The following is a 13,062-nucleotide window of genomic DNA, read 5'->3' as shown; positions in this document are numbered from 1 at the left end:
CCTGTCATTTGGCAGGGTTTTTCTTATATTTAATGATAAAAATTGATGAGCTTAATGAAATCGGTTGTTTTAATTTTTGCCTCATTGGCAGTTAATATTGCGTATTCAGCAGAAATAAATCCATCTATTCAAAACTACTGGTCTATTGCAGAACAAAAAAAGTTAGATCAAGACATCACATGGCAACGTCTGATGTATGCCAATAAAAACCAGAAGAGTGAAGTAAGTTACTCTGGTTACTTTATGGCGCCAAATGGGAAAAATAATTTAAAAGAAGAACAGAAAGCAGATATCACAGCATTATTTGCACCAGCTCCAGACAATCAATCAATTCGTTGTAAGTTTCCTGCACGAAGTCAATGGCTTATAAAGCAATTAGGCATTCAAGAAAATGAATTACCGCAAGTAAAATGTTCAGAGTTTGAAAACTGGATTGGCCAGATTAAACCTTATAAAGCGACGCTAATTTACGCTACAGACTTTATGGGCAATCCAAGCTCAATGTTTGGACATACCTTATTACGCTTAGACCCTAAAGATCAAAAACAGTTAAACCTCGTTTCTTACGCTGTAAATTATGCAGCCACTGTCGCAGGCAATGACAACTGGTCATATGCATGGAAAGGTTTAACAGGGCAGTATCCGGGTGAATATTCACTAATGCCTTATTATCGTAAGGTAAAAGAGTATGGTGATTTTGAAAGCCGTGATTTATGGGAATATGAGTTAAATCTATCTCCTGAAGAAACACGTTTTTTAGTGTCTCATATTTGGGAAATGCAACATGTGAGCTTCCCTTATTATTTTGTGAGTGACAACTGCGCCTATCGTTTATTGGGATTGGTTGATTTGGTCAAACCTGAGTCTAACTTACAAGAAAAGTTTAATTACGCTTCTATTCCAATGGAAACGATTAAAGCGATGCAGCAGCAAGGGCTTACGAATCCTCCTGTGTATCGACCAGCTTTAGAGACTCAATTATTAGCTCAAGCTCATCAGCATGGCGCGTCTTTGGCAAAAGTTGCTCATCAGGTAGCCATGATGCCAACTAAAGAGTCCTCCGAAATACTTAAGTCGTATAGTCAGCCAGATCAGGCCAAAATTCTTGAGATGGCTTACGATGATTTATATCTACAATTCATTAGTCGAAAAGTTGAAGAAAGTTTTGCTCAACCACAGCTAAGGCAGCTTTTGGCTTTAAGAAGTCAGATTGATTTAGATAAACAACGCCAAGAACCTAAACGACCTTCTACCGAGCCAACACAAGGCCATAATGCACGCAATGTTTCGCTAAAACTGGGCGAAGTACAAGGTGACAAGTTTATCGAGATTGGGCATAGACAGGCTTACCATGACTTGATTGACCCTCAAGGAGGGTATCGTGCTGGTACTCAATTGCTTTTTTTAAATGGTAATGCCCAGTGGAGAGATGATCATTTAAAGCTAGAACGTCTTGATCTACTTGAAGTGAACTCCTATAACCCGATTCAACCATTCAAAACACCTCTCACTTGGGGATTTAACTTAGGCTGGCGTCAAGAAGCGGTTCATGACGGCGTTTATAGTGATGAAAAACAGCATGGTGTAGCGAGTTTTAATACCCAAGTTGGCTATAGTGTTGCGGACTATGACCGTAAACATGTGTGCTATGGACAAGTCCAAGCTTATGTTCAAGCAGGTTCAAATTTAGATAAAGGTTGGCGTGTAGGAATGGGGCCAACTATAGGCTGTATGAACCAGTGGTTTGAAAACTTTAACTCAGTGATACAAGTTGAATTACCCTATTGGGAAGACCAAAACCAATGGAACTTACGCTTAAATACCCAGTGGCAATATGCCATTAATAGCAATAATGCTATTCGCCTGAATTGGGATTATGAAAAGCAAAATCATTTGGACTGGATGAAATCAAGCTTAGGATATGTCTGGTTCTTTTAAATCGTATATTCATAAAAAAAGAGAAATAGATTTCATCTATTTCTCTTTTTTTGTTTTAGCTAAAGATGATTATTTCTTTATCGCATTTAGCACAGCATAAGCCGCCTTAATACGTTCTTCGTTTGGAATACGTTTATTGGTTAACATGACTAAACCAATATTTTCTTTAGGAATAAATACGACGTATGTTCCGAAGCCATTGGTTGAACCAGTTTTGTGAAACATTTTAACTGAAGGTTCTTTAGAAATAGCAGTGACTTTATTAGGCTTCATCACAATCTGGTCAGAATTACTGTCTAATAAAGTTTGTAAGGTTGCAGGGTAAGAAAACTCTTCCCAACCAAGCGCCTGATACATGGTACCTACTTGATAGAAACCTTGATGTGTATCATTAATTGCACGTTGAATATCTGCCGGATATTTTTGTGGATTTAGGTTGGCCTTAACGAAACTCAGCATATCCGGTAAGGTCGATTTAACGCCGTAGGCAGGTGCATCTAGCGGGCCGGGGTTAACTCGAATCGGCTGATTTTCTTGGTTATAGCCAAATGCATAGTTTTGCATTTGAGTTTTAGGTACATTGACATAGCTATGTTTTAAGCCAAGATCTGGAAAAATGGTTTTTTCTAAGACTTGATCGAAAGGTTTATTCATAGACAAAGCAACAACTTTCCCAAATAAACCAATGCTTGGGTTGGAATATTGTCTATATTCACCAATTGGATTTTTAGGCTTCCAGTCTTTGAAAAAAGTTAAAACTTGTTGGTCTGTTTGTACTTCATCTGGAAACTGTAGCGCAAGATTACCACTGGTATAAGTAGCAAGTTGAAGTAAATTGACCTGATCAATCGGAGTGTTTTTTAGCTCTTTCCAGTATTTACTTGGCTTATCTTCAAAAGAGATTTTTCCCTTATTTTTAGCATAAGCACCTGCTGTAGCGGTAAATAGTTTACTGACAGAACCTAGCTCAAAAATGGTACTGCTATTTACAGCTTTTTTATCTTGAACAGATTGAAGGCCATAATACATTTCATATTTTTTATTGTTTTGAATAACACCTACCGCCATACCCGGCACATTATATTTTTCTAATAACGGTTTAAAATTTTGATCTACAAGTTGTTTAATTTGTTGGTCTTTAGCAGTATTACCTGCATAAATTGAAGTATTCAAAATAACTAGAGAAGGTAAAAGTAAGTAAGAAATTTTTTTAAGTCGCATGATTAACTCATAAATTATCTAAAAAGAAAGATGCGAGCTTTTATAACAAAAATCACATAATTTGATTGTTATGTTTTATAGAGTAAGTGCTTTATCTAAATATAAAAAAGCCCAACTGAGTCGGGCTTTTTTGCAGTAGCTACCAGATTAGTAGCTTTCTGGTACTGCACTTAAGAATTCACGGCGTGCTTCTTTGTCAGTTTTAAAATCTCCGACAAAAGAAACTGTACGAGTTGTAGATTCCTGTTTACCTACACCACGCATCATCATACACATATGTGCAGAGTCAATTACGACAGCAACACCGCGAGCACCAGTCACTTCAGCCACAGCTTCAGCGATTTGCTGAGTTAGATTTTCCTGAATTTGCAAACGACGAGCAAACATCTCGGTAATACGTGCAAATTTAGATAAGCCAAGAACTTTGCCTTCTGGTAAATAGGCAACATGAACACGGCCATAGAATGGAAGGAGGTGATGTTCGCAAAGCGAATAAAATTCAATATTTTTCACCAATACCATTTCATGGTTATCTGATGGGAAAACAGCATTATTGGTGACTTCTTCTAAAGTTTTACTATAGCCAGAAGTTAAATATGAAAAAGCTTTAGCCGCACGCACAGGCGTATCTTTAAGGCCGGGACGATTAAGGTCTTCACCGACGGCAGTCAGAATGTTTGCGTACGATTGCTGCATTGACATAAGGCGTATAAATTTACTCTATTAGACAAGCTCGGCATTGTATCAGAAACATGACCTGATGTTCATAACTCGTCGCACTATATTTATCCTGTTCGGTACGCGTTGGATAAATGGTGAATAAATTTCATGTTTTTTATCGTTAATAGTCAAGTATTTGAACATGAAATGTGCGACTAATACAGTTAAGTTATAAATGATCGCCTCATGGCATCATATTTGCAAATATGCCGTACTATAGAGCATAAGGATAAAAAATGTCAGAACGTCCAATTACCTTTTTTTTTCGTGGCAGTCAGCAACAAGTAGAAAATGTATTACCCACAATGACGGTCTTACAATTTCTCCGAGAATATACCCAAACTGGTAAGAATCGGCAGACTGGTACAAAAGAGGGCTGTGCTGAGGGCGATTGTGGTGCATGTACAGTAGTGATTGGTGAGTTAGTCAATGACAGCTTGCAATTACGGAGCGTGAATGCCTGTATTCAGTTTTTAGCGACTTTAGATGGTAAAGCTTTATTTACAGTTGAAGATCTTCATAATTTATTACCTACACAAGCTGGGACATTGCATCCTGTACAACAGGCAATGGTGGATATGCATGGCTCACAATGTGGTTTTTGCACGCCCGGTTTTATCATGTCGTTATGGGCAATGTATGAAAATGAACAACATTCACCAAGCAAAGATAAAATCAGTGATTATCTTTCTGGAAATTTGTGCCGCTGTACGGGCTATCGACCTATTTTAGATGCAGCAAAAAAAGCATATGACTATCCGCGTGTTCAATTAGAACGTCAAAAAGTACTTAATGTATTAAAAGACATTCAAGCATTACCAGCATTGCATTTAAATCATCATGTTCAGCAATTTTTTGCACCCAAAACTTTGCGGGATTTTGCCGCTCTACGTTTACAGTTGCCGCAAGCCCGTATTGTTGCAGGTAGTACAGATGTTGGTTTGTGGGTCACAAAACAAGGCCGTAATTTAGGAGATATGCTATATATCGGTCAGGTTGAAGAGCTTAAAAAGATTGTAGTCACAGACCATACTTTAACGATTGGGGCAAATGTCAGTTTGAGTGATGCACTCATCAAAATTTCAGAGTTTTATCCTGACTTTCAGGAAGTACAGCGCCGTTTTGCTTCCATGCCTATTAAAAATGCTGGAACTTTAGGTGGAAATATTGCCAATGGTTCGCCTATTGGCGACTCAATGCCAGCATTAATTACGCTAGGTACACGCTTAATTTTGCGCGTAGGTGAACAGACTCGTGAAATTGCCTTGGAAGACTTTTATTTAGATTATCAAAAAACAGCATTACAGCTTGGTGAGTTTGTAGAGTCGATTGTTATTCCACTTCGTGAAGGGCAACCACGTTTTAAATTTGCTAGCTATAAAATTGCTAAACGTTTTGAACAAGATATTTCTGCGGTATGCGCTGCTATTTCATGTGAGCTAGATAATCATTGTGTCGCTCACAATGTCAGAATTGCTTTTGGTGGCATGGCTGCTATTCCCAAACGTGCAAAATATGCAGAAGCCATATTAGAAGGCCAACAACTTACATCAGAATTGATCGTTCAGGCACAAGAAGTATTGTCGCAAGACTATCAACCTTTAGATGATGGACGTGCTAGCTCGGCATATCGGTTACACGTCGCGAAAAACTGTTTACAGCGTTTTTATGTAGAAAAAATTCTGTCTCAAACACTCACTCGTGTTAATGACTTGATTGCTATGGTGGAGATCTAACATGAATCAAACCATTAACTTAAGCATTTCTAAAAAATCAGCTAAAGCTGGCGACTCGATTCCACACGAGAGTGCCCATTTACATGTAACGGGGCAGGCAACATATATTGATGATTTACCTGAGCTTGAAAATACCATGCACCTAGCTGTCGGATTTTCAAGTTGTGCCAAAGGCAAAATCAGTAAGTTCGATTTGGATGCAGTACGTCAAGCCGATGGTGTCCATGCAGTTTTTTCGGCAAAGGATATTGATGTTGAAAATAATTGGGGACCCATTGTTAAAGATGATCCAATTTTTGCCGAAGATCAGGTCGAATTTTATGGACAAGCCTTGTTTGTGGTTGTTGCTAACAGTTATCAGCAAGCCCGTCAGGCAGTTCGCTTGGCAAAAATTGAATATGTGCCCGAAACTCCGATTTTAACCATTCAAGATGCGATTGAAAAAGAATCGTGGGTGTTGCCGCCTGTTGACTTTAGTCATGGTGAAGTTGAACAGGCATTTCAAAATGCAGCACATCATCTTTCAGGTGCTATTGAGCTGGGTGGGCAAGAGCATTTTTATCTCGAAGGACAAATTTCCTATGCGATTCCACAAGAGAATCAGAGCTTAAAAGTCTATTGTTCGACACAACATCCAACCGAAATGCAGCTACTGATTTGTCATGCGCTAGGCATGAATATGCATCAGGTGAGTGTGGAAAGCCGTCGTATGGGTGGTGGTTTTGGTGGTAAAGAATCGCAGTCAGCACAGTGGGCATGCATTGCATCTTTGGCAGCACAAAAAACAGGTCGTCCGTGTAAATTACGCTTAGATCGTGATGATGATATGAGCGCTACAGGTAAACGTCACGGTTTTGCTTATGAGTGGTCTGTAGCCTTTGATGACAGTGGTATTTTACAAGGCTTAAAGGTGCAACTGGCTTCAAACTGCGGTTTTTCGGCTGATTTATCTGGGCCAGTAAATGAACGAGCGATTTGCCATATTGGCAATGCCTATTATTTAAATGCAGTTGAGCTACGTAACTTACGCTGTAAAACCAACGCTGTGTCCAATACCGCATATCGTGGTTTTGGTGGGCCACAAGGTATGTTTGTCATTGAAAATATTATTGATGATATTGCTCGTTATTTAGGTTGTGACCCAGTTGAAATTCGTCAGCGTAATTTCTTTGCCGAACAGCCGGGTGCTGGACGTGACCGTATGCACTATGGGGCAGAAGTCCGTGATAATGTTGCGCCAAAATTGGTAGCCGAATTATTGCAAAGTAGCGATTATTCGAAACGCAAACAAAGCATTCATACCTTTAACGAGAACAATGACATCATTAAGCGTGGTATTGCGTTAACACCCTTAATGTTTGGTATTTCGTTTAACGCCGTGCATTACAATCAGGCGGGTGCACTGGTCTACGTGTATATGGATGGTACTGTTTCTATCACCCATGGTGGTACAGAAATGGGACAGGGGCTATATACCAAAGTACGGCAGGTTGCCGCTCATGAGTTGGGTTTACCAATCGATAGCATTCGTTTAATTGCAACTGATACTTCTCGGGTGCCAAATACATCAGCAACCGCAGCATCGAGTGGCGCAGATCTAAACGGTAAAGCGGTTCAAAATGCCTGTATTAAAATTCGTGAGCGTCTGGCAAAACTTGCAGCAGAAATAAGTCAAAGTGCTGCTCACCAAGTCCAGTTTGAAGATAGTATGGTTTCAGCAGTGAATGGTCATTCATGGACATTTCCAGATTTGGTTCAACGGGCATATATGGCGCGTGTACAGCTATGGGACAGCGGTTTTTATAAAACGCCAGAAATTCACTATGATCAGGTCAACCATTTGGGGCGTCCATTTTTCTATTATGCCTATGGTGCAGCGGTTAGTGAGGTTGCAATAGATACCTTAACTGGGGAAATGAAAGTATTACGTACCGACATTTTGCATGACGTTGGGCAGTCAATTAATCCTGCAATTGATATTGGGCAAATTGAAGGTGGTTTTGTACAAGGGATGGGATGGCTCACGACAGAAGAGTTGTATTGGCAGCCGCAGGGGCCACACATAGGCCGTTTGTTTACCCATGCGCCTTCAACTTATAAAATCCCGACCAGTGTAGACATTCCTCATATTTTTAATGTCAAACTGTTTGATAACCAAAATCAGGCAGACACCATCTATCGCTCTAAAGCGGTAGGTGAACCGCCATTTATGTTGGCATTATCTGTTTTTTCTGCAATTCGTCAGGCGGTACAGGCGGCTATTCCAGAAAATGCACCGCTCGTACTCAATGCTCCAGCAACTGCCGAAGAAATTTTACGCGCAATTGCGATTGGACGCGGACAAGCTTTGGCTGACCGACCACAAGCTAAAATGTAGAAGATTATGCAACATTTACAATGGTGGACTGATTTTGTAGCGTGGCAAGTCGATGCTCTGCCTATGGTATTGGTCACAGTAGTTCGCGCTGATGGTTCAACACCACGAGAAGTGGGTGCAACCATGTTATTGCGGTTTAATTTGCAACAGCAATGGCAGCAGTCCGATACGATTGGTGGCGGGCATTTAGAGTTTCAGACCATTGATATTGCTAAAGCAATGTTAAGTGAAATGGAAACTTGTGTGAGGCGTATTGAACGCTTTAACCTCAGTGCTCGGCTAGGGCAGTGTTGTGGCGGAGTAATGTGGTTATTGTTTGAAAAAATATCACCCGCTGCGATCACATTGGATTTATCTGCGAGTTTGAAAGCATGGCGAAGCGGAAAGCATATATGGCGTACCGTCTCACATCAATATGCATCCACTTGGCAGACTAAGGATATAGAACAACAACCAAGTTTCGAGTTTCATTCTGGCAGCAGTGAAGAATGGCAATTTAGCCAGCAGATTCAACCTTATGCCATGCAAGTGCTGATTTGTGGAGCAGGGCATGTGGGTGAAGCAATTGTTCGTTGTTTATTGCCTATTGGAGTTCGGGTGAAATGGATTGATCCGCGTGATGATATTTTTCCATCCGATTTACTGCAACAGGTGCAATGTATAACGACTGATACTTTAGACGCCGAGATCGAGCAATTTGATCGTTCGGGGGCAATTTTAATTTTAACGCACGATCATCAACTAGATTTGCAATTGTGTTTTACAGCCTTAAAACCTACGGCGAAACCATTTGCTTATGTAGGAATGATTGGTTCAAAAAGTAAAAGAGCTATTTTTGAAAAGCGTATGCAAGTACGTGGTTATACCCCAGAAACATTACAACGTTTGGTTTGCCCGATCGGGGTAGAAGGAATTTCATCGAAACAACCTGCAATGATTGCCATTGCAGTAGTTGCTCAATTATTGCAGGTGTTTGATGTAAAAAAATGATCCCAAAGGATCATTTTTTTTGTTCGAACTTTGGATTTTTTTCTGCGCGTTTAAGCAGCACGAGAACTGCACCTGTGCCACCTTGATTTTCTGGAGCACTTACAAAGGCTAAAACATCACGATGTTGGCGTAACCATCCGTTGACATAGGTTTTTAAGACCGCTTCGGGGCCTTTACCATGAACAATTTTAATGACATTTTGATTTTCATCTTTTGCCATCTGGATAATTTGTAAAACTGCGTCACGCGCTTGTTCAATGGTACAGCCGTGTAGATCTACAGCCTCAAACCAACGCATCTTGCCTGCTTTTAAGTCTTCAAACACCTTATGTTGAAGTGTTGCAATGCGATAGCTTAATGAAGCTTGGCTTGCGACTGGATTTAAAGCAGCTTGAGTGTCTGATAATTCAGCATGTTCGGTATCACGGCCACCTTCGGCAGCTGCACGTTTAGCTAGTGTTTGTGCATCGACTTTTTTGGCACGAGGTGGTTTGACATTAGCCACATTACTATTATTGATGCGTTTAACACCTGCAACAGCTTGTTGAAACAAATGTATATCTTCCAATTCTTCAGGCTCAGCCTGAGATTTTTTAGTCTCAGGTTGATTTGCGATTTTGCTTGAATGAGGATTGGAGATTTGCTTTTTAAATTGCTTCAATAATTTTTGTTGCTCTTTAGAAAGCGATGAATCTTTATTACTCATATATCTTCATTAAACCGTTTGAGGTTGTCCAAAAAGAGCAGTAAAAGCTTGATCTGGACGTGGTTGTTTCATAAAACTTTCGCCGACCAAGAAGCTGTGAATATCATGCTCTTGCATCATATGCACATCGTCTGGCGTCGCAATACCGCTTTCAGTAATTAATAAACGTGATGACGGAAGTAATTTTTTCAATCGGATAGACGTATTTAAATCTACATCAAACGTTTTTAAATTACGGTTATTCACACCTAATAAACATTGTTCAGAAAGCTTTAACGCGCGTTCCATTTCTTCTTCGTCATGAACTTCAACCAATACATCTAGTTGATGTTCAAACGCAGTTTTTGACATTTCTTCGAGTTGCTGGTCAGATAAACAAGCAACAATTAATAAAATACAGTCAGCATGCAAAGCACGTGCTTCAACTACATTGTATGGGTCGACCAAGAAGTCTTTGCGCAAAGCAGGCAGGGCACAATGATTGCGAGCAATCGCAATATTTTCATCTGCACCCTGAAAGAAATCAACATCAGTCAGTACCGATAAACAGGCTGCACCAGCTTCTTCATATTGCTGGGCAATTTCAGCAGGATTAAAGTCTGCGCGAATAACTCCTTTTGATGGAGATGCTTTTTTAATTTCAGCAATCACACCTGGACGTTTATGTTGTAAAGCATTAGCAAAGCCACGTACTGGAGTCGCAGCTTTTGCTAATTCTTCAACGTCTTGCAAATTACGTTGTTTTAATCGCGCAGTAAGTTCCTCATGTTTACGGTCAACAATTTTACCTAAAATGGTATTTTGAATATTAATCATGAGAGATCCTTAATCTGCCTGACATTGTTTTAATGTTTTGGTAAATTCAGCCAAAACGCTCATTTTTTCTAAAGCTTGTCCGCCGTAAATAATATCTTGAGCGAAGGTAACAGCCTGAGCATAAGTTTTGGTAATACCCGCCACATAAATTCCTGCGCCTGCATTAAGCGCGATCATATTTGCTGCTTTTTCACCAATATCAGTTTTATTTTTACCTAATGCATCTTTAATCAGCTTTAAGCTGGAAGCGGCGTCCGCAACCACTAAACCGTTTAAAGTTTGTGACTCAATTCCGACATCTTCAGGAGTAAGTGTCCATTCAGTAATTTCACCATCTTTGAGTTCAGCAACAGTTGTAGGAGCTGCAAGGCTAATTTCATCAAGCCCATCTCTTGAATGAACCACCATCACATGTTCAGCACCAAGTTGTTTCATTACTTCGGCAATTGGACGACAAAGTTCATCTGAAAATACCCCAATCACAAAACGCTTTACACCAGCCGGATTCGTAAGCGGGCCAAGTAAATTAAAGATACTGCGAACACCAAGCTCTCGACGTGGTCCAACAGCATATTTCATTGCTTTGTGGTGGTTTGGAGCAAATAAAAACCCTACACCCATCTCACGGATGCAGCGTTCAGTTTGTTGCATGTCTAAATCAAGATTAATACCAGCTTGCTCAAGTAAGTCAGATGAACCTGATTTGCTTGAAACGCCACGGTTACCATGTTTGGCAATGGTTGCACCTGCCGCCGCAATTACAAAGCTTGAAGCGGTAGAGACATTAAATAAGTTCTGACCATCGCCACCCGTGCCGACAATATCAACTAAGTATTTGATATCACTGACATCAATTTTGATGGCAAATTCACGCATGACACGCGCAGCAGCAGTAATTTCGTCAATACTTTCACCTTTCATACGAAGGCCCATCATTAAAGCACCAATTTGTGCTTCGGTTGCCTCACCCTGCATGATGCTACGCATAATGTCTTCCATTTGCGGCTGAGTTAGGTGAATATTTTTTGTTATATGGTTAAGTGCTTGTTGAATATTCATAGGGATCACTTATGCATAAATATCTAAAAAGTTTTTAAAGATTTGATGGCCATGTTGACTCAAGATTGATTCAGGATGGAACTGCACGCCTTCAACAGGCAATGTCTTATGTTTAACACCCATGATTTCTTCCATTGAGCCATCTGCTTCATTAGTCCAGCACGTTACTTCAAGGCAGTCAGGCAGAGTTTGCTGATCGATCACCAATGAATGATAACGAGTTGCCGAGAATGGGCTAGGAAGATTACTGAAAATACCTTTATTACTATGGTACATATCAGATAAACGTCCGTGCATCACTGTTTTGGCTCTTACAATGTTTCCGCCAAAAGCTTGCCCAATACTTTGATGTCCTAAACACACGCCAAGCAAAGGAATTTTTCCGGCAAAGTGGTTAATTGCAGGAATTGAAATACCAGCTTCACTTGGGGAGCAAGGACCAGGACCAATAACCAGATATTTAGGTTGCCATCGTTCAATATCCTCTAATGTGACTTGATCATTGCGAACTACTTTTACTTCCTGATTCAACTCGCCAAAATACTGGACGATGTTGTAGGTAAAAGAGTCGTAATTGTCGATCATTAGAAGCATTTTAGATTCAACTCGCTAATAAATAAGGGGATTCCATTTAGATGTGGTTTTTGATACTCAATTGGTACTCAGGATTGCTAAAGTACTCATGTTTAAAATAAAGCCACCATCAATAGATGGCTACTATATCAGAATTTTTATATTCTTCGACTTTATCTTTTACATAGAAGTATACCAAAATAAGTACTTCTAAATTAGATGTTTAGTCATTTAAACATAGTAGATGATATTAAAAGTGGATTTTCAATATGTAAAGCAAGCCTTTGACCTGTATGGCAAGACTCTAAATATAGATCAAATGCAGAAGTAACACTGGGATCAATTGAAGCTTGGATTGCAAAGATTTGTTTGAGTTGTTCAACATAACAGGTAAGGAATTGAACAGTGCTATCGAAACTATTAAGACTCCGTAAATTACTTTGAAAGTTTTTTAGATACGATAAATCTGGAGGAGTATGTAGACAGCACACTTCAACTGTTTTTGGTTCAACTTTATTAAGATAATTATTAGAGAGTTGTTTTTCAAGAAATGCGCTAATCGGTATTGAGTATAATAAGGAATTCACACCATTAAAAATAGAAAATACAATTGTATTATTATTAATAAAATCTATCGGTAACCCTTCATATAATCTTCTATTTATTTCCTCAGCAATAAAATCTATTTGTTTAATCTTTTGTTCTTCAATAGGGATATCAGCGAATCGCTTCATTATTCTACTTATTAATACAACATCACCTGTTCCCGCAACTGCACCTCTGCACCATAACTGTATTTTATTTTCATTATTATGTGATACGCTTAATTCATTAGTATTAATATTATAATTCATTGCTCTCTTATCTGCTGCAATCATAATAACATCACCTAGGTGAGCAGAAACAATCATAGTCATTGGGTTTAA

Annotated in this window: 11 protein-coding genes; 4 read left to right on the top strand and 7 right to left on the bottom strand. The window is 39.5% G+C overall.

Going from position 1 to position 13,062, the window contains the following annotated elements; translation table 11 throughout:
- The first annotated feature begins 45 nt into the window (after positions 1 to 45).
- Positions 46 to 1,938 (top strand): DUF4105 domain-containing protein, encoded by a 1,893-nt coding sequence (locus ACLCEG_RS07710; RefSeq protein WP_410566955.1) that lies wholly within the window; start codon positions 46 to 48, stop codon positions 1,936 to 1,938.
- A 69-nt stretch (positions 1,939 to 2,007) separates the two neighbouring features.
- On the opposite strand, the gene blaADC is transcribed toward ACLCEG_RS07710, so the two are convergent.
- Together blaADC and folE are read right to left on the bottom strand one after the other, a co-directional pair.
- The gene (blaADC, locus tag ACLCEG_RS07705) at positions 2,008 to 3,159 is read right to left on the bottom strand and encodes an ADC family extended-spectrum class C beta-lactamase (RefSeq protein WP_410566953.1); all 1,152 of its coding nucleotides are present in this window, start codon (positions 3,157 to 3,159) and stop codon (positions 2,008 to 2,010) included.
- Positions 3,160 to 3,306: 147 nt separating this feature from the next.
- Positions 3,307 to 3,855, bottom strand: coding sequence for a GTP cyclohydrolase I FolE (gene folE, locus ACLCEG_RS07700; RefSeq protein WP_001187844.1), 549 nt, complete (start codon positions 3,853 to 3,855; stop codon positions 3,307 to 3,309).
- A gap of 260 nt (positions 3,856 to 4,115) precedes the next feature.
- On the opposite strand from folE, the gene xdhA reads away from it, so the two are divergent.
- The 3 genes from xdhA to xdhC are packed head-to-tail and all read left to right on the top strand — an operon-like array spanning position 4,116 to position 8,982.
- Entirely contained in the window at positions 4,116 to 5,615 is a 1,500-nt protein-coding gene (xdhA, locus tag ACLCEG_RS07695) for a xanthine dehydrogenase small subunit (protein WP_410566951.1), read from the top strand.
- A gap of 1 nt (position 5,616) precedes the next feature.
- A complete protein-coding gene (xdhB, locus tag ACLCEG_RS07690) occupies positions 5,617 to 7,992 on the top strand; it encodes a xanthine dehydrogenase molybdopterin binding subunit (protein ID WP_410566949.1) in 2,376 nt (791 codons plus the stop codon).
- 6 nt (positions 7,993 to 7,998) lie between these two features.
- Complete coding sequence (gene xdhC, locus ACLCEG_RS07685) at positions 7,999 to 8,982, top strand: xanthine dehydrogenase accessory protein XdhC (RefSeq protein ID WP_410566947.1); 984 nt, start codon at positions 7,999 to 8,001, stop codon at positions 8,980 to 8,982.
- A gap of 10 nt (positions 8,983 to 8,992) precedes the next feature.
- Here xdhC and ACLCEG_RS07680 read toward each other — a convergent pair whose 3' ends face one another.
- From ACLCEG_RS07680 to ACLCEG_RS07660, 5 genes are all read right to left on the bottom strand, one after another.
- The gene (locus ACLCEG_RS07680; RefSeq protein ID WP_151749960.1) at positions 8,993 to 9,688 is read right to left on the bottom strand and encodes a Smr/MutS family protein; all 696 of its coding nucleotides are present in this window, start codon (positions 9,686 to 9,688) and stop codon (positions 8,993 to 8,995) included.
- Positions 9,689 to 9,697: 9 nt separating this feature from the next.
- Positions 9,698 to 10,504, bottom strand: a complete 807-nt coding sequence (gene trpC / locus ACLCEG_RS07675; protein WP_410566944.1) for an indole-3-glycerol phosphate synthase TrpC — start codon at positions 10,502 to 10,504, stop codon at positions 9,698 to 9,700.
- Between the two features lie 9 nt (positions 10,505 to 10,513).
- The gene (trpD, locus tag ACLCEG_RS07670; RefSeq protein WP_049064964.1) at positions 10,514 to 11,563 is read right to left on the bottom strand and encodes an anthranilate phosphoribosyltransferase; all 1,050 of its coding nucleotides are present in this window, start codon (positions 11,561 to 11,563) and stop codon (positions 10,514 to 10,516) included.
- 9 nt (positions 11,564 to 11,572) lie between these two features.
- Complete coding sequence (locus ACLCEG_RS07665) at positions 11,573 to 12,157, bottom strand: anthranilate synthase component II (RefSeq protein ID WP_039250772.1); 585 nt, start codon at positions 12,155 to 12,157, stop codon at positions 11,573 to 11,575.
- 206 nt (positions 12,158 to 12,363) lie between these two features.
- On the bottom strand, positions 12,364 to 13,014 hold the full coding sequence (locus ACLCEG_RS07660) for a hypothetical protein (protein ID WP_240287338.1): 651 nt from the start codon (positions 13,012 to 13,014) through the stop codon (positions 12,364 to 12,366).
- Between the last annotated feature and the right edge of the window lie 48 nt (positions 13,015 to 13,062).

Origin of the sequence: Acinetobacter sp. H1(2024) (assembly GCF_046557555.1) — a bacterium.
Classification (GTDB): domain Bacteria; phylum Pseudomonadota; class Gammaproteobacteria; order Pseudomonadales; family Moraxellaceae; genus Acinetobacter; species Acinetobacter seifertii.
The sequence above is the reverse complement of the archived record's forward strand: the minus strand, read 5'-3'. Positions and strand labels throughout refer to the sequence as shown.

Coding starts and splice junctions, on each gene's coding strand:
- ACLCEG_RS07710 (WP_410566955.1), top strand. CDS start 46: ATGAGCTTAATGAAATCGGTTGTTTTAATTTTTGCCTCATTGGCAGTT.
- blaADC (WP_410566953.1), bottom strand. CDS start 3,159: ATGCGACTTAAAAAAATTTCTTACTTACTTTTACCTTCTCTAGTTATT.
- folE (WP_001187844.1), bottom strand. CDS start 3,855: ATGCAGCAATCGTACGCAAACATTCTGACTGCCGTCGGTGAAGACCTT.
- xdhA (WP_410566951.1), top strand. CDS start 4,116: ATGTCAGAACGTCCAATTACCTTTTTTTTTCGTGGCAGTCAGCAACAA.
- xdhB (WP_410566949.1), top strand. CDS start 5,617: ATGAATCAAACCATTAACTTAAGCATTTCTAAAAAATCAGCTAAAGCT.
- xdhC (WP_410566947.1), top strand. CDS start 7,999: ATGCAACATTTACAATGGTGGACTGATTTTGTAGCGTGGCAAGTCGAT.
- ACLCEG_RS07680 (WP_151749960.1), bottom strand. CDS start 9,688: ATGAGTAATAAAGATTCATCGCTTTCTAAAGAGCAACAAAAATTATTG.
- trpC (WP_410566944.1), bottom strand. CDS start 10,504: ATGATTAATATTCAAAATACCATTTTAGGTAAAATTGTTGACCGTAAA.
- trpD (WP_049064964.1), bottom strand. CDS start 11,563: ATGAATATTCAACAAGCACTTAACCATATAACAAAAAATATTCACCTA.
- ACLCEG_RS07665 (WP_039250772.1), bottom strand. CDS start 12,157: ATGCTTCTAATGATCGACAATTACGACTCTTTTACCTACAACATCGTC.
- ACLCEG_RS07660 (WP_240287338.1), bottom strand. CDS start 13,014: ATGATTGCAGCAGATAAGAGAGCAATGAATTATAATATTAATACTAAT.